Raw genomic sequence first — 20,871 nt, 5'->3', positions numbered from 1 at the left:
CGGCGACGGCTGTCAACAGAGACAGGAGCGCACCGCAGCGTGCGCCAACGCTTCTCTACAACCATTGCAACAAGGCCTTTCCATGCGCCCTCAGACCATGCGCCAGAACTCCATGCGGCAGACTGCCGCCCCCACTGTCCGCCCATCCCAGGCGGCCCCGGCGTTGCGGCCCGTGGCGCTGGCGCTGCAGGTGCTGTGCGCGGGCACGCTGGCGGGGCTGGCTGCCGCAGGCGCCCTGGCTCCGGCACAGGCCTGGGCGCAGCCGGCTGCCGGTGCTTCGCAGCAACGCCAGTACGACATTGCCGCCGGCCCGCTGGAAAGCGTGCTCAACCAGCTCGGGCGCGAGGCCGGCGTGCTGGTCACCTTCGGCTCGGCCGTCACCGAAGGGCTGCGCAGCGGCGGCGTGAGCGGGCGCTTCACCGTGGAGCAGGCACTGGACCGCGCCTTGCTGGGCACGCCGCTGGCGGCCGTGCGCTCGGCCGGCGGCGGCTACACCCTGCGCGAGATGCCCGTGGTGCCGGCCACCTCCGGCGCGGCGGGTGCTGCGGGTGCGGCAGGCGCGCCGTCCTCCCAGACACTCAGGACCGTGCTGGTCACGGCCTCGGCCCAGGTCAGCCCCACCACCGAAGGCTCGGGCTCCTACACCACGCCGGCCACGGCGGCGGCCACGGGCCTGAGCCTGTCGCTGCGCGACACGCCGCAGTCCGTCAGCGTGATCACGCGCCAGCAGATCGAGGACCAGGGCCTGCTATCGCTCAACGACGCCATGCGCAGCGTCACCGGCATCCATGTCGTCAGCTCGGACAGCGACCGCTCGGACTTCTACTCGCGCGGCTTCTACGTGGACAACCTGCAGTACGACGGCGTGCCCACCTCCATCGGCCTGTCGTTCTACGGCGAATCGGGCAACGACACCACCATCTATGACCGCGTCGAAGTGGTGCGCGGCGCCACGGGCCTGCTCACGGGCGCGGGCAATCCGTCGGCCTCCATCAACATGGTGCGCAAGCACGCCAACAGCAAGGTGTTCACGGGCTCGGCCTCGGCCAGCGTGGGCTCGTGGAACCACCATCGCGGCACGGTGGACCTGTCCATGCCGCTGACGCAGGACGGCCGCATCCGCGCACGCGTCGCCGGCATGGCCGAAGAGCGCGACTCCCATGTGGATCTCTACCACGCGCGCAAGCAGGTCTTCTACGGCGTGATCGATGCCGACCTCACGCCCGACACCACGCTCAGCGTGGGCGCCGACTACCAGGCCAACCGGCCCACCGGCTCGACCTGGGGCGGTCTGCCGCTGGTCTTCACGAACGGCATGCCGGCCGACTGGAGCACCTCCAAGACCACGGCCGCGAACTGGACGCGCTGGAACAGCACCAACAAAAGCATCTTCGCCAATCTGCAGCACCGCTTCGGCAACGACTGGAAGCTCAAGGCCAACTTCGTGCACCGCGACAGCGCCTACGACGCCAAGCTGCTGTACCTCATGCGCCAGCCCGACATCACCACCGGCCTGGGCATGGCGGCCCTGCCCAACTACTCCGAATACAGCTTCCAGCAAAACAGCGCCGACCTGCAGGTGACGGGCGGCTGGGAACTGGGCGGGCGCCGCCATGAGGCCGTGGTCGGCCTGACCAGCAGCCGTGCCCGCGAACACAAGGCCGGCCATGCGCGCACCAGCCCCCTGCAGGACGTGGGCAACTACTACCAATGGGACGGCTCCTATGCCGAGCCCACCTGGGGGCCGCTGACCACCAGCAGCCTGGACCACACGCGCCAGGACGCGCTGTACGGCGCGCTGCGCCTGTCGCTGGCCGATCCGGTCAAGCTCATCGTGGGCGGGCGCCAGAGCAGCTGGAAGGTGCGCAGCCTCAGCGAGGTGCGCGACCACAACGTCTTCATCCCCTACGCAGGCCTGGTGCTGGACCTGAGCGAAGGCTTCTCGGCCTATGCCAGCTACACCGACATCTTCCAGCCCCAGAACTACCGCGACCGCGGCGGCAGCTACCTGGACCCCGTGGCGGGCAAGAGCTTCGAGATCGGCATCAAGGGCGAGCACCTCAACGGCAGGCTCAACAGCTCGCTGTCCGTCTTCCGCATCCAGCAGGACAACGTGGCCCAGCTGGACGAAGGCCAGGTCGTGCCCGGCACCACCGACTTCGCCTACTACGGCGCCAAGGGCGTGACCAGCAAGGGCTTCGAGGCCCAGGTCTCGGGCGAACTGGCCACGGGCTGGAACCTGTCGGCCGGCATTGCCCACACCGTCGCGCGTGACGCCCAGGGCCTGTCCATCAACGCCTGGGCGCCCAAGACCCAGGCCCAGCTGTTCACTTCCTACCGCCTGCCCGGTGGATGGAATCAGCTCACCGTGGGCGGCGGCCTGCAATGGCAAAGCCGCACCCGCGCCAGCGTCTTCGTGGCAGGCAATGACCTGGTCTTCGAGCAGAAATCCTTCGCCACCGCCAGCCTCATGGCGCGCTATGCCTTCAGCCCCAGGCTCTCGCTGCAGCTGAACCTGAACAACCTCTTCAACAAGAAGTACTACGTCAACATCGACGGCCAGGGCCAGTTCGGCACGCCGCGCCAGGCCATGGCGGTGCTGAACTACAAGTGGTGAAGCTTTCCCTGTGAGGATGGGGTGGAGTTGGCGCGGCAGCAGCCGAGGACGGCGGTGCGGGCCGCTGGCGCCCATTGCGGAGCCAGCAGCCCTTGCAGAGCCATTGCGGGGTAGGCGGCGGATGGGGGCTACACCACGCGCCGGGCCTCCACCTTCACATGGCCGGCCAGCAGGTCGGCGCTGTCGCGGATGGCGCGCAGCGCATGGGCCAGGGCCTGCTGGCTGTGGTGCTCCTGCGGTGCATGCACTGCCGCCAGGGCCAGTTGCGCCAGGGCCGAGATCTCGGTGCAGTTTTCCTGCACGCTGCTGTGGATCTCGGTGATGGCGCTGGTCAACTGGTGCAGGCTGGGGGGTTGTGTTCTGGGGATGTCCTTGTCCATGGCCATGCCTCAGCCCTGCGGGCGCACCGGCTCATGGGTGCGGCATCCGAGCAGTTGCGCCATGGCTTTGGCGGCTGCCTCGGCCGCTTCGGCGCGGCGCATCTCGGCCGCGTCTTCGAATCCGCAGCCCATGGCCTGGGCCTCGGTCCCTGCGTAGTCGGCCAGTGTCTCGGCGCTGTCGCGGATGCTTTGCAGGGCGCGGGCCACCACGTCCATGTGGCGATGGCCCTTGGGCGTCTCCAGCCATGCCAGGGCGAGCTGGGCGATGGAGGAAATCTCTGCACAGCCTTGCTGCACTAGATGGTCCACCTGGGTGAGGGCGTTGGACAGCTGCCGGGTGCTGTGGCTGTCTGTGGTGGGGGAGGGCTGGGCGGGGGTCATGCCTGGGCCCTCCGTGTGGAAAGGGCGGCGCCAAAAGAGGGCGTGCAGGCGAGTGCGAGAGAAACGGCGTTCATKGTTCCGTACTCCTGTGTGAGATTTGAAACCGCCAATTCCGCGTTTTGAAGCACGGAAAAGGTGGACGGGATGTTCAAAACACGCACACAGACGTGCGGGCAGCCTTGCGGACAGCCCCATCCCGCCCGTAACCGTTGGGACGAGCGGGCGGGAGCCCACTTGCCAGGTGTTCAGACGTGACGAGGCCTTCTTTCGGGAAGGCTCAGCCGCTGTGTGGTGAAGGTGTTTTGAAGCACCGGCCCCGTGACAGGGGGCCGGTGCGGATGATAGCGCGTGCGGCGTGCGCTAAGTCGCTTCGCGGCCCGTTGCACCTTGCGATCGCGCCCTTTCAGGGATGGCCCAGGAACCGCTGAAAGAGCCCGGCATGCATTGCTTTTATTGAGAATGATTCTTCTTTGCGCGGTTATGATCCAGCCCCATGGATTTGTCCGCCTCCTTCACCCGCGCTCTGCTTTCCGGCTTTGACCGGGCCTATGCCGACCTGGTGCGTGCCGCCACGCGCAGCACGGGCAGCCGCGAGGAGGCGGGCGACCTGGTGCACGACACCTGGCTGCGGCTGGCGGAACACGCGCGCAGCGCCCCGGCCGAGGCCGCAGACCTGGCCGGGGCCGCGAATCCGGCCCAGTTGCCGCGCGACGCCGCGGCCTATCTGGCCGTGATGGCCCAGCACATGGCGCTGGATGCGCACCGCCGCCGCCAGCGCCATGCCCGCTACCTGGGCGAGGCGGCAGTCCATGAACAACTGGCGCCCAGCCATGCGCCCGATGTGGCCGATTCCGTCATGTACCGCCAGGCGCTGGCCGTGCTGGAGTCCGCCTTGCACAGCCTGCCCGAGCGCTGCCGCGCCGCCTTCATCGCCCACCGCGTGCAGGGCGAGCGCCAGCCCGAGATTGCCGAGCGCCTGGGCGTCAGCCTCAACACCGTGGAGCGCGACCTGATCCAGGCCAGTGCCTGCATAGAGGATGCGCTGCACCGCTGGCGCGGTACGCGGCCCGGCAGCGCCGTTGCACGACATGCGGGTCGGCGGCGCAGCCTGGCCGCGCTGCTGGGCGTGGCCGGTTTCGGCCTGGGCGGCAGCCTGGGCTGGCAGCAATGGCGGCACTACCGCGACACGCATGTGCAGTGGCAGGCCGGCTGGTCCAGCCTGCGCGGCCAGCAGGTGCGCCATGGCCTGCCCGATGGCTCCAGCCTGCTGCTGGACGCGCTCAGCAGCGCGCAGGTGGAGTATTTCGCCACGCGGCGCGTGGTGCAGCTGACACAGGGCGCGGCCTTCTTCGAGGTGGAGCGGGACGAGGACCGGCCCTTCACCGTGCAGGCCGGCGGCGTGCGCGTCACCGTGCTGGGCACGCGCTTCGGCGTGGAACTGGCCACGGGCGCCCAGGGGCAGGAGCGGGTCACGGTGCAGGTGGAGTCGGGGCGTGTGCGCGTGCAATCCGACGCGGATGGCGGGCGCTTCTATGAATTGTCTGCAGGCCAGGGCCTGCGCATGGAAGGCACGGTGGCCACGCAGACCCGGGGCGATGCCGGGCAGGCAGCCTCCTGGCGGCATGGCGAGCTGGTGTTTGCCGATGCCACGCTGGGCGAGGCCCTGGCGCGGCTGTCACGCTATGCGCCGTTCGACCTGCAGGCCACGCCCGAGGCCGCGCGCCTGCCGCTGAGCGGGCGCGTGCGCATCGCCACGGCCCATGCCTGGGTGCGGGCGCTGCCCCATGCGCTGCCGGTGCAGGTGCGCAGGCAGGCCGATGGCGGCCTGCTGGTGGCCACGGCGGGCTGAGGCGTGATGGTGGCAAGAGCAACTGCATGCGCACGGCAGCGGGGCGCACATTATTTTTCAGGAGTTTTCCTGGCCAGTCGTCATGGCAGTGATCCCTGTGGGTCCCTTCCATCACTGCCAAGGACGATTTCCATGCATCCGCTTTTCCCTTCTTCGGGCGCCTGCCGCGCCGCCCTCCATCCGCTGGCCCATGCCGTGCTCTGCCTGGGCCTGGCCATGCCGCTGCAGGCGGCGCTGGCCCAGCCGGCCGCACAGACGCTGCGCTTCGACATAGCGGCGCAGCCGCTGGCCAGCGCGCTGGACCAGTTCGCGCGGCAGGCCGGGCTGCAACTGGTGTTCACGCCCTCGCTGGCCGCCCAGCGGCAGGCGCCGGCGGTACGGGGCGAGCTGCCGCTGCGCCAGGCGCTGGATGATTTGCTGGCCGGCAGCGGCCTGCAGGGCCATGTGCAAGAGGGCACGCTGACCGTGCAGCCCGTCGCCGCCATCGAAAAGACGCTGGCCGAAGTGCGGGTGAGCGCGCGCCGGGCCATCGACGGCACGACCGAGGGCACGGGCTCGTACACCAGCCGCGTGACCAGCATCGCCTCCAAGACGGACCAGTCGTTCCGCGAGATCCCGCAATCGGTGTCGGTGATCACGCGCCAGCAGCTCGACGACCGCCGCATGACCGACATCCGCGACGCGCTGGCCGCCACGCCCGGCATCACCACCAGCCAGATCAATTTCGACTCCACCTATTTCTATTCGCGCGGCTTCCAGATCGACAGCATGCAGATCGACGGCGGCGCGCCGCTGAACATCGCCCAGTACACCTACAGCGTCAACCAGAGCATGGACTTCTACGACCGCGTGGAGGTGATGCGCGGCGCCTCGGGCCTGCTGGGCGGCGTGGGCGATCCGGGCGGCATCATCAACATCGTGCGCAAGAAGCCGCTGGCCGAGCCGCGCTTCGTGGTGCAGCAGTCCATCGGCAGCTGGAACAACTACCAGACCATGGTGGATGCCACGGGGCCGCTGGCCCTCGATGGCCGGGTGCGCGGCCGGGCCGTGCTGTCCTACCAGGACACGGACCAGTTCGTGGACATCAAGCACACGCGCGCTCCCCAGTTCTACGGCGTGGTCGAGGCGGACCTGACGCCAGACACCCTGCTGACCGTGGGCATGAGCCGCAGCAAGATCCGCACGCGCGGCGATGGCGGCGGCGACGTGCCGCGCTACAGCGACGGCAGCGATATCGGCCTGCCGCGCCACACCAGCTTCACCCAGCCCTGGGCCACGGGCCGCAAGGACAACAGCGAGCTGTTCGGCGCGCTGGAGCACCGCTTTTCCGCGCGCTGGAAGGGCAAGCTCAACCTGACCCGCAGCAAGTCCAGCTATGACGGCTCCACGGTGTTCGGCTACGGCGCACTGGACCCCGCAACCGGCCTGGGCGTGAACTGGAACGGCGGCGGCCACTACCTCTACGAGAACCGGCAGACCGTGCTGGACGCCAGCCTGGCCGGCAGCTTCGACCTGGGCGGGCGCACGCACGAAATCCTGCTGGGCATGGACCGGCAGAAGGTGGAGAGCTTCTGGAACGTGGGCTATTCCACCGATGCCACGGGCGTGGAGCCCATCGATGTCCACAACCCCGGCGCCTGGCGCCCCGCGCCGGCCGGCGAGATCTCGCGCCGCTACAACCCCTGGGGCCAGGACCAGTCGGGCGGCTATGGCGTATTGCGCCTGCATCCGACGGACCGCCTGCATGTGATCGTGGGCGCGCGCTATGCCAAGTACCGCTTCAACCAGGTCTATGAGTCGCTGAATGCGGCGGGCCAGTGGGAATTGGCATCGGGCAGCCGCTTTTCCGAGCCGGCCAAGTTCACGCCGTATGGCGGGGTGATCTATGACCTGAACAACCAATGGTCGGCGTATCTGAGCTATTCCTCGATTCTCAAGCCGCAGGCGCTGTCCAAGTCGGGGCCTCCTCCGGGCAATTCGCTGGACCCGGTCAAGGGCAAGAGCTATGAGGCCGGTTTCAAGGGCGAATTGGCCGATGGCCGGCTCAATGCCACATTCAGCCTTTTCAACGTGGTGCGCACGGGCACGGCGGTGACGGATACGCGCTATCCGAGCAATCACGAGGAATGGTCGGGCAATTGCTGCTTTCTGCCGCAGGGCAAGGTGACCAGCCGCGGCTTTGACGCCGAGATCGGCGGCGAGCTGCGCCCGGGCTGGCAGATCGCGGCCGGCTACACCTACACCACCACGCGCGACAAGACCGAGGATGCGCCCTACAGCAGCATCACGCCGCGCCATCTGCTCAAGCTGTCCACGGCCTATGTGCTGCCGGGCGAGCTGTCGCGCTGGAAGATTGGCGGCAGCGCCCATATCCAGAGCAAGCACCATGTGCGCGATACGCTGTATGACGCCGACTGGAATGAAGTCGGCCGCTACAACTTCACCCAGGGCGGCTATTCGGTCATCAATGCGATGGTGCAGTACCGGATCGATCCGCGCTGGACGGTTTCCCTGAATCTCAACAATATCTTTGACAAGACGTACTACCAGACCGTGGGCTATGCGAGCGGCGGCAATTTCTATGGAAAGCCGCGCAATGCGGTGCTGACGCTGCGCGGCACCTTCTGAGGGCCGGGGCGGGGTCCAGGAGGGCCCACCCCAGTCCGACCCAGGCCACTGGCCGCAATGGCGAAAACCATTGCGGCTGGCCTTTTTTTCGATCTCGTTTGTCATGTATGAGGAGGGCCTTGAGGCCGCCGCATCACGGCATCCGTTTTGGCCCCTTGTTTGCACGCATTCGTGCGTTCCTGTGCTTATCCGAATACCCATTACATGCCCCAATCCCAACCCGCTGATCCTGCAGATATCACCCAGGCCGACAGGCCCGTCCATCCGGGCCTGCTTGTCCTGTCCCGCCTGCTGGCCGCCGTCTTCGGCGGCTATGCGCTGGCCAGCGCGCTGGCGGCCTTCCTGGCCGCTGCGCTGCCCGGCGCGCGTGTCGATGCCGTGATCGCCGGCATGCAGTGGAGCTTTGCGCTGCACGCGCTGGCGGTGATCTGGGCGTTCTCGCCGGTTTCGGCGGGCCGGGTCTGGCTGGGGTTGCTGGTGCCTGCGGCGCTGATGGGCGGCGCCGCGCTGCTGCTGGCGCGCAATGGCGCGGGAGGCTGAGATGGCCAAGGCGCAGATCAGCAAGGTCCCCGGCAGCGGCGCTGCCACGGGCGGTTTCCGCCAGGCCCAGGCCTGGCTGCATACCTGGTGCGGGCTGTGGTTTTCGTGGCTGCTGTTCGCGGTGTTCCTCACGGGTTCGCTGGCCGTGTTCCAGGAAGCCATCACGCACTGGATGACGCCCGAGCACCATGCCGAGGAGGCGGCCGAGGCGGCAGCGCGCGCCGCCGCGCCGGCCGGGCAGGGTGCGGACCTGGGCCAGCGCCTGGCCTGGGGCGCGGCCTACATGCAAAAGCACCACCAGGGCGCGCAGATGTGGGAGATCTGGCCGTCCGACGACAAGGGCGGTGGCGACCTGCGTGTCTACTGGTTCGACGCCAACCGCCAGTACGCCGATGCCGAGCTGGACACCGCCACGGGCGAGGAAATGGGGGCCGGCCACGGCCACGGCGCTGCGCGCGCCACCATGGGCGGCAACCATTTCGTGGACTTCCACTATGAACTGCATGCAGGGCAGGTGGGGCTGTGGGTGATAGGCATTGCCGCCATGGCCATGCTGGTGGCCCTGGTCAGCGGCGTGGTCACGCACAAGCGCATCTTCAAGGACTTCTTCACCTTTCGCGCACGCAAGGGCCAGCGCAGCTGGCTGGACGCGCACAACGCCGTGGCGGTGCTGACGCTGCCCTTCCAGTTCATGATTGCCTATACCGGCATCGCCATCTCCAGCCTGAGCTTCATGCCCGTTGGCGTCTGGACGGTCTATGGCACGGACCAAGCCGCCCGTACGGCCTTCATCGCCGACATGAACGAGGCCGGGCCGCCTGCGCTGTCCGGCAAGCCCCTGGCGGTGCCCGATCTGGAGCCCTTTGCACGGCGCGGCCAGGAGCTGATGGGCCAGGCGGTGCGCGCGGTGGTCATCGACCATCCCGGCGATGCATCGGCACGCATCGGCGTCTACGGCTGGAACAGCGATGACCGTGCGCATCAGCGCCTGAGCCCCAATTCGGGCATGGCCATGTTCTCGGCCGCCACGGGCGAGGTGCTGCAGGTGCGCCTGCCCGGCGGCGCCGACGGCGGCACCCCCTCGCTGGCCCAGGCGGTCATGGGCGGGCTGCACATGGTCAAGTTCGGCGGGCTGGCCATGAAGTGGCTGTACTTTCTGTGCGGCCTGGCGGGCGCGGCCATGATGGCCACGGGCGCCATCCTCTTCATGGTCAAGCGCCGCAGCCGCCACCAGGGCGAGTTCGGCAGCGCCACGGCGCGCGTGTACCGGCTGATTGAGGGCCTGAACGTGGCGGCCATCGCCGGGCTGGGCCTGGGCTGCATCGGCTACCTGTGGGCCAACCGCCTGGTGCCCGTGGGCCTGGCGCACCGCGATGACTGGGAGCTGGCCGTGTTCTTCGGGCTGTGGGGCCTGGCGCTGATCCATGCGCTGGCCTGCGCGCCAGCCACGGCCTGGCGCCAGCAGATGGGCCTGCTGGCCATGCTGTGCCTGCTGCTGCCGCTGCTCAACTGGATCACCGTGGGCGAGCCGCTGTGGGCCCACATGCTGGAGGGCGACTGGGAAAGCGCCGGGGTGGAGCTGTTCTGCCTGGCCACGGGGCTGGCGGCCGCCTGGGCCTGGCGCTGGCTGGCGCGGCGCGGCGCGGGTGCCGCCGCCAAGGCAAGGACGGCCAAGGGGCAGGCCGCCGTGGCCGGCCCCTCGGAGGTGCAGGCATGAGCACGTTGCACGCATCCCTGGCCGCACTGGCCCTGGCCTTTGCAGGCATGGCGGCCCTGGCCTTTGCCATGGACCGCCACTACGAACAATTGACCGGCGCACGCGAGCTGCCGGCCCGCCGTGGCCCGCAGTTGCGCGGCCTGGGCACGGCGCTGCTGGCGCTGGCCCTTGTGCCCGTTCTTTCGGGCTGGGGCGGCACGGTGGGCACGGTGGCCTGGCTGGGCTTTGTGTCCGCCGGCGCGCTGATGGCCGTGGCCCTGATCAGCGCCCATGCGCGCTGGGCGGCGCGGCTGGCCTGGTTGGCTGGCGTGCTTGCCGTGGCGGATTTGGCGTGGATTGTTTTCAGTTTCGGTACTACGGGGTTTTTCAGATGAGTTTCCTGCTTTCGTTCCAGTTCGGGGTGTGTGTGGTCGGGAGGCAAGCATGACGCGCACGCAGCAACGCTGGAAAGCCATCGCCGTGGCGGTGGTCCTGTTGGCGGCGGCCGGGGGCGCGGCCGCCTGGTGGTCCAGCCGGCCTGCCGTGGCCTACCAGACCGAGACCGTGGCGCGCACCGATATCGAGTCCACCGTCACGGCCATCGGCACGCTGCAGCCGCGCCGCTATGTGGACGTGGGCGCCCAGGTGTCGGGCCAGGTCACCCGGCTGCGCGTGGAGCCCGGCGCCCAGGTGGAGAAGGGCGCACTGCTGGTGGAGATCGACCCCAGCGTGCAGCGCGCCACGGTGGATGCGGGGCGTGCCTCGCTGGCGGGCCTGCGCGCCCAACTGGCCGAGCAGCAGGCGCTGCGCAAGCTGGCCGAGCAGCAGCTCACGCGCCAGCGCCAGCTGGCCCGCGACGGGGCCACGCGCGAGGAAGACCTGCAGACCGCAGAAGCCAACCTGGCCGCCGCCGGTGCCCGCATGGAGCATCTGAAGGCCCAGATCGACCAGACCCAGGCCACGCTCAAGGCCGACGAGGCGCGCCTGGGCTATACGCGCATCTACGCGCCCATGGCGGGCACCGTGGTGTCGGTGGAGGCGCGCGAGGGCCAGACGCTGAACGCCACCTACCAGACGCCCAACATCCTGCGCATTGCCGACCTGTCGGCCATGACGGTGTGGACCGAAGTGTCCGAGGCCGACGTGCGCCGCGTGCGCGACGACATGCCGGTGTACTTCACCACGCTGGGCGGCGCCGACCAGGCCAGGCCCCGGCGCTGGTCCAGCAAGGTGCGCCAGGTGCTGCCTTCGCCCTCTACCAGCCAGGCGCCGGCCGGCGGCAATGCGGGCCAGGCGCCTGCGCCCGCCACCAAGGCCGTGGCCTATACCGTGCTGTTCGATGTGGACAACGAGGACGCCGAGCTGATGCCCCAGATGACGGCCCAGGTGGTCTTCGTCACCGGCCAGGCCGCGCAGGCACTCACCGTGCCGCTGATGGCCGTGGCCGACAAGGCGGGAACGACTGACAAGGCGGAAAAGGCAGAGAAGGCCGAGAAGGCCGGCAGCACGCAGACCGTGCGCGTGCTGGACGCCAAGGGCCAGCCCGAGCAGCGCACCGTGCGCCTGGGCGTGCGCAGCCGCCACCAGGCCGAGGTGCTGGAGGGCCTGCAGGAAGGCGAGCGCGTCATCGTCGGCGAGACGCCTCTGGACCGTGGCCCGCGGTGGCTGCAATGGTGATGGCGCAGGGCATGCAGGCCGGCGCGCCGCTGACCGCACCGCTGATAGAGCTGCGCGGCATCACCAAGCACTACGGCGGCGGCGACAGCGGCCAGCCCGCCGTCACCGTGCTGCACGGCATCGACCTGGAGATACGCGCGGGCGAGTTCGTGGCCGTGGTGGGCAGCTCGGGCTCGGGCAAGTCCACGCTGATGAACATCCTGGGCTGCCTGGACCGGCCCAGCGAGGGCAGCTACCACTTCCAGGGCCAGGACGTGGCCACGCTGGACTCGGATGCGCTGGCCTGGCTGCGGCGGGAGGCCTTCGGCTTCGTCTTCCAGGGCTACCACCTGATCGCCAGCGAAAGCGCCAGCGAGAACGTGGAAATGCCTGCCATCTACGCGGGCCTGCCCAAGGAAGAGCGCGTGCGGCGCGCACGTGCGCTGCTGGAGCGCCTGGGCCTGGGCTCGCGCCTGGGCAACCGGCCCAACCAGCTGTCGGGCGGGCAGCAGCAGCGCGTGTCGATTGCGCGTGCGCTGATGAACGGCGGCCAGATCATCCTGGCCGACGAGCCCACGGGCGCGCTGGACTCGCACAGCGGCGCCGAGGTCATGGCCCTGCTGCGCGAGCTGGCCGATGCGGGCCACACCATCATCCTCATCACCCACGACCGCGCGGTGGCCTCCCAGGCGCGCCGCGTGATCGAGATCAGCGACGGCCGCATCACCAGCGACAGCCGGCGCGACGATGCCGCCAACGCGGTGAATGCGGCAAATGCGGCGAATGCGGGCGCCGCTGCCCTGCCGCTCACGCCGCAGCGCGGCAGCGCCGGCGCGCCCTGGCTGGCCGAGCTGTTCGAGGCCGCGCGCAGCGCCTGGCGCGGCATGCGCATGAACCGCGTGCGCACCAGCCTGACCTTGCTGGGCATCGTCATCGGCGTGGCCTCGGTCATCGTGATGCTGGCCATTGGCGAGGGCGCGCGGCGCAAGGTGGTCGAGCAGATGGGGACCATGGGCACGGCCATCCTCTACATGGGCAGCAAGCCGCCGGCCACGGGCGGGCCGGCCGGGCAGATGACCGAGGAAGACCTGGCCGCCGTGCGCGAGCTGCCCGAGATACGGCGCGTCATGCCCGTGATCGGCGACCCCATCACCGTGCGCTACGGCAAGGCCGACAAGCAGATCTACGTCTTCGCGGCCAGCGAGGAGATGCCCCTGGTGCACCACTGGAAGGTGGCCCAGGGCCGCTACTACACCGAGGCCGAGGACCGCGACCTGGCGCCCCTGGTGGTCCTGGGCCACAAGGCGCACCAGCATTTCTTCCCCGACACGCCCAACCCGCTGGGGCGCCAACTGATCATCGGTACATCGGCCTTCGAGGTCATCGGCGTGATGAGCGAGCGCGGCGCGGACTCGGGCGCGCAGAACTATGACGACATGGTCTTCATTCCCTACCGCTCGGGCCGGGCGCGCGTCTACCAGTCGCAGACCCAGCCCGACTATGTGGTGATCGAGGCCATGTCCTCCGACGTGGTGCACGAGGCGGAGGAGGCCATGCGCAAGCTGCTGCTGGCGCGCCACGGCGGGCGCGAGGACTTCGGCATCGGCAACGCGGCCGCGCGCATCCAGGCCGAGGCGGCCACGCGCCAGAGCATGGCGGTGATGCTGGGCCTGATTGCCGCCGTCTCCCTGGTGGTGGGCGGCATCGGCGTGATGAACGTGATGCTGATGACGGTGCGCGAGCGCACGCGCGAGATCGGCATCCGCATGGCCACGGGCGCGCGCCAGCGCGACATCCTGCGCCAGTTCCTGACCGAGGCCAGCCTGGTCACCTTCGTGGGCGGCACGGTGGGCCTGCTGGCCGGCCTGGCCGTGGGCGTGGTGCTCATCGTGGCGGGCGTGCCCGTGGTGTTTTCGGTGCGCGCCATGCTGGGCGCCTTTGCATGCGCCGTGGTGACGGGCCTGGTGTTCGGCTACATGCCGGCCAAGACGGCGGCGCGGCTGGACCCGGTGCGCGCGCTGGCGGGAGAGTGAGATGAAAGACATGAACGACAAGACGCTGGGAAATGCGCGCCTGGGCTGCATCGCTCTCGCGCTGCTTGCCCTGGGCGGCTGCGCCGCGCAGCAGACGGTGCCGGACAGGACAGCGCCTGCGCTGGCCGCTTCGTGGAAGCAGCAGGGCGAAGCCGTCCCTGCCTCTGTTTCACCGCAGTGGTGGCAGGCTTTTGGCAGTGCGGAGCTGGGCGGCATGGTGCAGGCCGCCCAGGACCAGAGCCTGGACATGGCTGCCGCCATGGCCCGCGTGCGCCAGGCCGAGGCGGCCACGCGCCAGGCAGGCGCGGCGCTGCTGCCGTCGCTCAGCGGCGAGCTGCGCGCCCAGCGCATGAACCATGCACAGGTGGCGGGCGGGCAGGCCAGCGTCTACGGCGCTGCGCTGACGGCCTCGTATGAGGTGGACTTCTGGGGCCGCAACCGCGCCACGCGCGATGCGGCGGCGGCGGCCTGGCAGGCCAGCCGGTTCGACCAGGACACGGTGCGCCTCACGGTCACCGCCCAGGTGGCCCATGGCTGGCTGCAGGCCGTGGCACTGCGTGAGCGCCAGGCCATTGCGGCGCGCAACGTGGCCAATGCCGAGCGGCTGCTGGGCCTGGTGGAGTCCCGCGCGCGCGCAGGCGCCGCCACCCAGCTGGAGCTGGCCCAGCAGCGCGGCCTGGTGGCCAGCCAGCGCCAGGCCCTGGCCACGCTGCGCCGCCAGGGCGAGGATGCCGATGCCACGCTGGCCGTGCTGCTGGGCCAGGCCCGCCGCCCCGCGCTGGCCACGGATTCGCTGCAGGCCCTGCAGCTGCCCGAGATCGGCGCAGGCCTGCCCACGCAGCTGCTGCAGCGCCGCCCTGACATTGCCAGTGCTGAGGCGCAACTGACCGCCGCCAGCGCCAACCTGCAGGCGGCCCGCGCGGCGCTGTGGCCCCGGCTGACCCTCACGGGCAGTGCAGGCACCAGCGCTGGGCGCGCCAGCGACTGGCTGCGCGAGCCGGTCTATTCGCTGCTGGCCGGACTGGCCGGCCCCATCTTCGACGGCGGTCGTCTGGTGGCCGAGCGCGATGGCGCCCAGGCCCGGCGCGAGGAGCTGCTGGCCGGCTATTACAAGTCCATCGTCGCGGCCTATGGCGATGTGGACCTGGCGCTCAACGCCGTCCACGGCCTCAAGGCCCAGGCCGAGGCCCAGGCCGAGGTGCTGGCCCAGGCCCGCCAGGCCGTGTCGCTGGCCGAGCTGCGGTACAAGGCCGGGGCGGAAAGCCTGCTGTCCCTGCTGCAGGCCCAGACCACGCTGTACGCGGCCCAGGACGAGGCCGTGCTGCAGCGCCTGCTGCAGCTGCAGGCGCGCGTGGCGCTGTACCGCGCGCTGGGCGGGGGGTGGGAGGCGCCTGCCATGGGCGCTGAAATGCCGGAAAGGCAGGCACAAAAAAGCCAGGAGGCATTGCCACCTGGCTGAGAGGGAAGGGCCAGGGCCGCCACCCGGTCCTGCCGGGTGTGCGGCCTGAGGCCTCAGGCTTGAAGCCTGCTCAGCTGCCGCGCGTGATGGGCACGCCGGCATCCTTGCCGTAGGCGCCGTACTTGCCCAGCTCCCACTTGGCGATGGCGTTGCGGTGCACTTCGTCCGGGCCGTCGGCAAAGCGCAGCGTGCGCGCGTGGGCGTAGGCGCTGGCCAGCGGGAAGTCGTCGCTCATGCCGCCGCCGCCGTGCACCTGCATGGCCCAGTCGATGACCTGGCAGGCCATGCTGGGGGCCACCACCTTGATCATGGCGATCTCGCTGCGTGCCACCTTGTTGCCGGCGATGTCCATCAGCCAGGCGGCCTTGAGCGTGAGCAGGCGCGCCATGTCGATGCGGCAGCGTGCCTCGGCGATGCGTTCCTGCGTCACGGTCTGCTGCGCCACGCTCTTGCCGAAGGCGATGCGCGAGCTGGCGCGCTTGCACATCAGCTCCAGCGCGCGCTCGGCCAGGCCGATCAGGCGCATGCAGTGGTGGATGCGGCCGGGGCCAAGGCGGCCCTGGGCGATCTCGAAGCCACGGCCCTCGCCCAGCAGGATGTTGCCCACGGGCACGCGCACGTTCTCGAAGTACATCTCCATGTGGCCGTGCGGCGCATCGTCATAGCCCATGACGTTGAGCGGGCGCACGATGCGGATGCCGGGCGCGTCGCCGGGCACGATGATCATGCTTTGCTGCGAGTGCTTGGGCGCATCGGGGTCGGTCTTGCCCATGGTGATGAAGACCTGGCAGCGCGGATCGCCGGCACCCGAGATCCACCACTTGTGGCCGTTGATCACGTACTCGTCGCCCTGGCGCTCGATGCGGGTGCAGATGTTGGTGGCGTCGGAGGAGGCCACCTCGGGCTCGGTCATGGCGAAGGCCGAGCGGATCTTGCCGTCCAGCAGCGGCTTGAGCCAGCGCTCCTTGAGTTCGGTGCTGCCGTAGCGCGCAATGGTCTCCATGTTGCCGGTGTCGGGCGCAGAGCAGTTGAACACCTCGCTGGACCATGGCACGCGGCCCATGATCTCGGCCAGCGGCGCGTATTCCTGGTTGGTCAGGCCGCCGCCCTTGTAGCCTGCGGCCTCGGCGCTGTCCACGGGCAGGAACAGGTTCCACAGGCCTTGCTCCCGGGCCTTGACCTTGAGCTTCTCGATGGTCTGCAGCGGCGTCCAGCGCTTGCCTGCGGCGGTGTTGGCTTCCATCTCGGCGGCATAGTCCTTTTCGCCGGGATAGATGTGCTCGTCCATGAACTTCAGCAGGCGTTCCTGCAGGTCCTTGGTCTTGGGCGAATATTCAAAGTCCATGGATGCGCTCCTTCTCTTGGCTTGTCGCTTGTGGTGGAAACGGGGTGATCGGTGAGTGTTGGGGGCTGGTCTGGATGGCTCAGCTGCGCTGGGCGAAGGACCAGGCCAGCTCGGCCATGGGCCGGGCGGTGTCGCCGGAGGCCTTGGCCTGGGCGCTGGAGGCCGTGCCGGCCTCCACGCGCTTGGCGATGCCCTGCAGGATGGCCGCGATGCGGAACATGTTGTAGGCCATGTAGAAGTTCCAGTCGGCGCGCAGCGTGTCCACGTCCTTGAGGCCCGTGCGCTCGCAGTAGCGGCGGATGTATTCCTCTTCGCCCGGAATGCCCAGGGCCGCCAGGTCCTTGCCTGCGATGCCCCGGCCCAGCGTGGCGGGGATGTGCCAGCTCATGCAGTGGTAGCTGAAGTCGGCCAGCGGGTGGCCCAGGGTGGACAGCTCCCAGTCCAGCACGGCGATGACGCGCGGCTCGGTGGGGTGGAACATGAGGTTGTCCAGGCGGAAGTCGCCGTGCACGATGGACACGCGCGAGGCATCCAGCGCGCTGGCCGGCATGTGGGCGGGCAGCCATTGCATGAGCTGGTCCATCTCGGGGATGGGCTGGGTGACCGAGGCCACGTACTGCTTGCTCCAGCGGCCGATCTGGCGCTCGAAGTAGTTGCCGCTCTTGCCGTAGTCGGCCAGGCCCTGGGCCGCGAAGTCCACGGTGTGCAGGGCCGAGATCACGCGGTTCATCTCGTCGTAGATGGCGGCGCGCTGGGCCGGCTCCATGCCGGGCAGGGACTGGTCCCAGAGCACGCGGCCTTCCATGCACTCCATGATGTAGAAGGCGCGGCCGATGATGGACTCGTCCTCGCACAGCGCATACATGTGGGGCACGGGCACGTCGGTGCCGGCCAGGCCCTTCATCACGCGGAACTCGCGCTCGATGGCATGGGCCGAGGGCAGCAGCTTGGTCACGGGGCCGGGCTTGGAGCGCATCACGTAGCTGCGTCCCGGGGTGATCAGCTTGTAGGTGGGATTGGACTGGCCGCCCTTGAACATCTCCACCTGCAGCGGGCCGGCAAAGCCCTGCACATGGCCCTGCATCCAGGCGGTGAGCGCGGGCACGTCGAATGCGTGCTGGTCGGAGACGGCGCGTGTGCCTACGAAATGGTCGAAAGTGCTCATGGGGCAGTCAGTCCTGTGATCGGTTCGAGAATCGGTTCAACAAACGGGAACAGCCGCGCAGCACGGGCGCGGCAAGGCACCGGCCGGCGAGAGCGTCCGGTCGGTGCAAGAAAAGGGGAGGGGGCGCGGCGCGAGCCGCGCAGGCTCAGGCGTCGGGCGCGGCGATGCGCAGCAGCGTGTCGCGGTCGCAGACCACCAGGCCGCCCGGCTCGATGCGGATGGCGTTCTCGCGCTCCATGGCCTTGAGTTCCTGGTTCACGCGCTGGCGCGAGGCGCCCAGCAACTGCGCCAGTTCCTCCTGCGCCAGGTGCAGGCCGATGCGGATCTCGCTGCCATCCGACAGGCTGGTCACGCCATAGCTGCGCACCAGGTGCAGCAGCTGCTTGGCCAGGCGCGCGCGCAGCGGCAGGGTGTTGAGGTCCTCGACCAGGCCGTAGAGCTGGCGGATGCGCCGTGCATGCAGGCGCAGCATGGCTTCCGAGAACTCCACATGCATGGACAGGATTTTCTTGAAGTCGGTCTTGGACACGCACAGCAGCGTGGTCTCGCCGTGCGCATAGGCATCGTGCGTGCGCTTGTCCCCATCCAAGATGGCCACGTCGCCGAACCAGATGCCCGGCTCCACGTAGTCCAGCGTGATCTGCTTGCCCGTGATCGAGGTCGAGCTCACGCGCACCGCACCCCGGGCGCAGGCGATCCATTCCTCGGGCGGTTCTCCGCGTGCGCAGATGAGCGTGCCATCTTTGAACCGTTTGACGTAAGCGCATCGAAGAATGTCGTGCCGAAGCGATGGAGAAAGTGATGAAAACCAGCGACCGGAATTTATCGCTTCACGTTCTTCGATGGTAAGAATCGGGTCGTCCATGGCCTGTCTTTTGCGTGACTGATGACGGTCACATTGTCGCGTGTGGGACCGCCGCGGCGCAGCATGCCGCCGGCGGGCCTGTCACTTCGGTGTCTGGGCCTGCCGAAAACGGGGCAGGGCGGCGAAAAAAAGGCGACCCGTCGTGCGTCGGGTCGCCGGCTTTGCAGGGCTTATGGCTCCTCGTGCGTGAGGCTCAGCCCCAGCGCGCCACGGCGGCGCAGCCAGGGGCTGGGGCGGTAGCGCGGATCGCCGTAGACGGTCTGCAGGTTGAACAGGACCTCCAGCATGTTGGTGGGGCCCCAGCGGTCGCCCATGGCCAGCGGGCCCATGGGATAGCCCAGGCCCAGGGTCACGGCCTTTTCCAGGTCGGCCGGGCTGCCGATGCCCTGCTGGCAGATGTCGCTGGCGATGTTGACGATGGAGCCCACCACGCGCTGCGTGACGAAGCCGCCGCTGTCGCGGATCACGCTCACGGCCTTGCCGTCGCTGGCAAAAAGCGCATGGGCGGCGTCGCGAATGTCGGTGCGCGTGGCCGGCGTGGTGGCCAGCACGCGGCGGCGCGTGTCGGCGTCGGCGATCAGCATGTCGATGCCCATGGTGCGCGTGCAGTCCAGCCGCTCCACGGCAGCCACCGTGGTCACGTCCAGGCCCAGCGGCGCCACCAGGATCAAGGCCTGCTCGGTCGGTGCCTGCGCGGTTTCAATGCGCGCGCCCAGGCTCTTGAGCAACTGGTAGATCTCGTTGCGCCGGGCCGCGCGTGCCGACACCCAGACCGGTGGCAGCGTCTGCACCTGCGGCACGGCAGGCTCGGCAGGCTGCTCGGCGCGGCCTTCGGCATAGCGGTAAAAGCCCTGGCCGGTCTTGCGGCCCAGCAGGCCGGCCGCCACGCGCTGCGCGGCAATGGGGCTGGGGCGGTAGCGCGGCTCCTGGTAGTACTGGTGGTAGATGTGCTCCATCACGGCATGGGTGACATCCAGGCCGGTGAGATCCATCAGCTCGAACGGGCCGAGCTTGAAGCCCACCTGCTCGCGCAGGATGCGGTCGATGGTGGCGAAGTCGGCAACGCCTTCCTGCACGATGCGCAGCGCCTCGGTCACATAGCCGCGGCCCAGGTGGTTGACCAGGAAGCCCGGCGTGTCCTGCGCACGCACGGGCGTGTGGCCGAAGCTGCGCGCGAACTGCGCCAGCGTGGCGCAGGTGGCCTCGTCCGTGGCCAGGCCGCGCACGATCTCCACCACCTTCATCAGCGCCGCCGGGTTGAAGAAGTGAAAGCCGGCAAAGCGCTGCGGGTGCTCGAGCGCCGTGGCCAGCGTGGTGATGGACAGGGCCGAGGTATTGCTGGCGATGAGGGTCCCGGGCGCAACGATGGCCTCCAGCTCGCGCAGCAGCGCCTGCTTGGCATCCATGCGCTCGACGATGGCCTCGATCACCAGGTCGCAGTTCCTGAACGCATCGAGACCGTCCGCCACCGTCACCCGGGCCTTGCAATCTGCGGCCTGCTCACTTGTTATTTTTTGTTTCTTCTCAAGCAGGTCCCACAGCGCAAACAGCTGTTGCTGCGCTTGCGCGGCAGCGCCCGGGCGAGCGTCCTGCAGCAGCACGCCGGCGCCTGCCTGGGCGGCCAGCTGGGCAATGCCTTGCCCCATGATGCCTGCGCCTATCAATCCGACGTTCCTGATAGGAGAAATGTTGTTTTGGATCATGTACATAGAGGAGGTGTCCTACAGGTGTCTATGCAAAAATGCAAGCGTTCAAAGAAAGGCTGATGTGAGAATTTGTAGCACCATTCTCGGCGTCGCCCTGTCCTCCATGGCCTGGAACGCGTCCGCATTGTCGTTGGGCAGTCCCCGGGGCAACGTGGTGCTGGGCGCTCCGTTCGACCTGGTGGTGGGCTTGCAGCCCGATAGCGGAAATGACGCCGGCAGCTCCTGCGTGCGCGCCGAGCTGCTGGCCGGTGACAGGCCCATCGAATCCTCGCGTGTGCGCGTCAGCCCGACCACATCGGGCAAGGCCGTTCGTGTGCAGGCCAGCTACACAGTGGACGAGCCTGTGGTGACGCTCAAGCTCTGGGCCGGCTGCGAAGGCGGCGGCATCAGCCGCAGCTATACGCTGCTGGCGCAGCTGCCCGAGTCGGTGGATGCCACGGGCAATCAGCCCATCAATGTGCGGGAACTGGCGGCAGCCCAACCGGCGCTGGCGGCCGCGGGTGCCGGTGCTGCAGGTGCAGCGGGGGCAGCGGGGGCAGCGGGGGCAGCGG

At 69.1% G+C, this 20,871-nt stretch carries 16 protein-coding genes; 10 read left to right on the top strand and 6 right to left on the bottom strand.

Translation table 11 applies throughout. The features are described 5' to 3' along the window. Nucleotides 1–82: 82 nt before the first annotated feature. Complete coding sequence (gene fhuE, locus GRX31_RS19785) at nucleotides 83–2,617, top strand: ferric-rhodotorulic acid/ferric-coprogen receptor FhuE (protein ID WP_160854374.1); 2,535 nt, start codon at nucleotides 83–85, stop codon at nucleotides 2,615–2,617. A gap of 128 nt (nucleotides 2,618–2,745) precedes the next feature. Here fhuE and GRX31_RS19780 read toward each other — a convergent pair whose 3' ends face one another. Both GRX31_RS19780 and GRX31_RS19775 read right to left on the bottom strand, forming a co-directional pair. Then, complete coding sequence (locus GRX31_RS19780; RefSeq protein WP_046986446.1) at nucleotides 2,746–3,003, bottom strand: hypothetical protein; 258 nt, start codon at nucleotides 3,001–3,003, stop codon at nucleotides 2,746–2,748. A gap of 3 nt (nucleotides 3,004–3,006) precedes the next feature. Continuing rightward, nucleotides 3,007–3,378, bottom strand: coding sequence for a hypothetical protein (locus GRX31_RS19775; RefSeq protein ID WP_160854372.1), 372 nt, complete (start codon nucleotides 3,376–3,378; stop codon nucleotides 3,007–3,009). Between the two features lie 493 nt (nucleotides 3,379–3,871). Here GRX31_RS19775 and GRX31_RS19770 point away from each other — a divergent pair, with 493 nt between their 5' ends. The 8 genes from GRX31_RS19770 (at nucleotide 3,872) to GRX31_RS19735 (ending at nucleotide 15,239) form a co-directional block, all read left to right on the top strand. After that, entirely contained in the window at nucleotides 3,872–5,227 is a 1,356-nt protein-coding gene (locus tag GRX31_RS19770; RefSeq protein WP_160854370.1) for a sigma-70 family RNA polymerase sigma factor, read from the top strand. A gap of 132 nt (nucleotides 5,228–5,359) precedes the next feature. Then, nucleotides 5,360–7,855, top strand: a complete 2,496-nt coding sequence (locus GRX31_RS19765) for a TonB-dependent siderophore receptor (protein ID WP_160854368.1) — start codon at nucleotides 5,360–5,362, stop codon at nucleotides 7,853–7,855. A gap of 204 nt (nucleotides 7,856–8,059) precedes the next feature. Further along, nucleotides 8,060–8,395: a DUF3649 domain-containing protein gene (locus GRX31_RS19760; RefSeq protein WP_049801421.1), complete on the top strand. Its 336-nt coding sequence runs from the start codon at nucleotides 8,060–8,062 to the stop codon at nucleotides 8,393–8,395. A gap of 1 nt (nucleotide 8,396) precedes the next feature. Beyond that, the gene (locus GRX31_RS19755) at nucleotides 8,397–10,112 is read left to right on the top strand and encodes a PepSY-associated TM helix domain-containing protein (RefSeq protein WP_160854366.1); all 1,716 of its coding nucleotides are present in this window, start codon (nucleotides 8,397–8,399) and stop codon (nucleotides 10,110–10,112) included. Further along, entirely contained in the window at nucleotides 10,109–10,486 is a 378-nt protein-coding gene (locus GRX31_RS19750; protein ID WP_034392642.1) for a DUF3325 domain-containing protein, read from the top strand. Before GRX31_RS19755 ends, GRX31_RS19750 begins: the two co-directional genes overlap by 4 nt. A 49-nt stretch (nucleotides 10,487–10,535) precedes the next feature. Further along, on the top strand, nucleotides 10,536–11,768 hold the full coding sequence (locus GRX31_RS19745; protein ID WP_160854364.1) for an efflux RND transporter periplasmic adaptor subunit: 1,233 nt from the start codon (nucleotides 10,536–10,538) through the stop codon (nucleotides 11,766–11,768). Then, on the top strand, nucleotides 11,768–13,780 hold the full coding sequence (locus tag GRX31_RS19740; RefSeq protein ID WP_160854362.1) for an ABC transporter permease: 2,013 nt from the start codon (nucleotides 11,768–11,770) through the stop codon (nucleotides 13,778–13,780). The genes GRX31_RS19745 and GRX31_RS19740 overlap by 1 nt, the downstream gene beginning before the upstream one ends. A 1-nt stretch (nucleotide 13,781) precedes the next feature. Further along, a complete protein-coding gene (locus tag GRX31_RS19735) occupies nucleotides 13,782–15,239 on the top strand; it encodes an efflux transporter outer membrane subunit (protein ID WP_160854360.1) in 1,458 nt (485 codons plus the stop codon). Nucleotides 15,240–15,309: 70 nt separating this feature from the next. Here GRX31_RS19735 and GRX31_RS19730 read toward each other — a convergent pair whose 3' ends face one another. The 4 genes from GRX31_RS19730 to GRX31_RS19715 form a co-directional block, all read right to left on the bottom strand. Further along, nucleotides 15,310–16,584, bottom strand: coding sequence for an acyl-CoA dehydrogenase family protein (locus GRX31_RS19730; protein WP_016446718.1), 1,275 nt, complete (start codon nucleotides 16,582–16,584; stop codon nucleotides 15,310–15,312). A 79-nt stretch (nucleotides 16,585–16,663) separates the two neighbouring features. After that, nucleotides 16,664–17,749: a phosphotransferase gene (locus GRX31_RS19725; protein WP_160854358.1), complete on the bottom strand. Its 1,086-nt coding sequence runs from the start codon at nucleotides 17,747–17,749 to the stop codon at nucleotides 16,664–16,666. Between the two features lie 145 nt (nucleotides 17,750–17,894). Next, a complete protein-coding gene (locus tag GRX31_RS19720; protein WP_012205125.1) occupies nucleotides 17,895–18,614 on the bottom strand; it encodes a Crp/Fnr family transcriptional regulator in 720 nt (239 codons plus the stop codon). A gap of 170 nt (nucleotides 18,615–18,784) precedes the next feature. Next, a complete protein-coding gene (locus GRX31_RS19715; RefSeq protein ID WP_160854356.1) occupies nucleotides 18,785–20,323 on the bottom strand; it encodes a 3-hydroxyacyl-CoA dehydrogenase in 1,539 nt (512 codons plus the stop codon). A 121-nt stretch (nucleotides 20,324–20,444) separates the two neighbouring features. Between GRX31_RS19715 and GRX31_RS19710 the strand changes: the two genes are divergently transcribed. Then, nucleotides 20,445–20,871: type IV pilus assembly protein FimV (locus GRX31_RS19710; protein WP_442874091.1), on the top strand; the 427-nt coding region annotated here is incomplete at its 3' end.

This window comes from Delftia sp. CH05, assembly GCF_009827015.1.
In the GTDB taxonomy this organism is placed as follows: domain Bacteria; phylum Pseudomonadota; class Gammaproteobacteria; order Burkholderiales; family Burkholderiaceae_C; genus Comamonas; species Comamonas tsuruhatensis.
This window is presented reverse-complemented; position numbering and strand designations above follow the sequence as displayed.

Excerpts from the sequence above, each read along its gene's own strand:
- GRX31_RS19715 (WP_160854356.1), bottom strand. The coding sequence starts at position 20,323 with ATGTACATGATCCAAAACAACATTTCTCCTATCAGGAACGTCGGATTG.
- GRX31_RS19720 (WP_012205125.1), bottom strand. The coding sequence starts at position 18,614 with ATGGACGACCCGATTCTTACCATCGAAGAACGTGAAGCGATAAATTCC.
- GRX31_RS19780 (WP_046986446.1), bottom strand. The coding sequence starts at position 3,003 with ATGGCCATGGACAAGGACATCCCCAGAACACAACCCCCCAGCCTGCAC.
- GRX31_RS19775 (WP_160854372.1), bottom strand. The coding sequence starts at position 3,378 with ATGACCCCCGCCCAGCCCTCCCCCACCACAGACAGCCACAGCACCCGG.
- GRX31_RS19765 (WP_160854368.1), top strand. The coding sequence starts at position 5,360 with ATGCATCCGCTTTTCCCTTCTTCGGGCGCCTGCCGCGCCGCCCTCCAT.
- GRX31_RS19725 (WP_160854358.1), bottom strand. The coding sequence starts at position 17,749 with ATGAGCACTTTCGACCATTTCGTAGGCACACGCGCCGTCTCCGACCAG.
- GRX31_RS19730 (WP_016446718.1), bottom strand. The coding sequence starts at position 16,584 with ATGGACTTTGAATATTCGCCCAAGACCAAGGACCTGCAGGAACGCCTG.
- GRX31_RS19735 (WP_160854360.1), top strand. The coding sequence starts at position 13,782 with ATGAAAGACATGAACGACAAGACGCTGGGAAATGCGCGCCTGGGCTGC.
- GRX31_RS19755 (WP_160854366.1), top strand. The coding sequence starts at position 8,397 with ATGGCCAAGGCGCAGATCAGCAAGGTCCCCGGCAGCGGCGCTGCCACG.
- fhuE (WP_160854374.1), top strand. The coding sequence starts at position 83 with ATGCGCCCTCAGACCATGCGCCAGAACTCCATGCGGCAGACTGCCGCC.
- GRX31_RS19770 (WP_160854370.1), top strand. The coding sequence starts at position 3,872 with ATGGATTTGTCCGCCTCCTTCACCCGCGCTCTGCTTTCCGGCTTTGAC.
- GRX31_RS19745 (WP_160854364.1), top strand. The coding sequence starts at position 10,536 with ATGACGCGCACGCAGCAACGCTGGAAAGCCATCGCCGTGGCGGTGGTC.
- GRX31_RS19760 (WP_049801421.1), top strand. The coding sequence starts at position 8,060 with ATGCCCCAATCCCAACCCGCTGATCCTGCAGATATCACCCAGGCCGAC.
- GRX31_RS19740 (WP_160854362.1), top strand. The coding sequence starts at position 11,768 with ATGGCGCAGGGCATGCAGGCCGGCGCGCCGCTGACCGCACCGCTGATA.
- GRX31_RS19750 (WP_034392642.1), top strand. The coding sequence starts at position 10,109 with ATGAGCACGTTGCACGCATCCCTGGCCGCACTGGCCCTGGCCTTTGCA.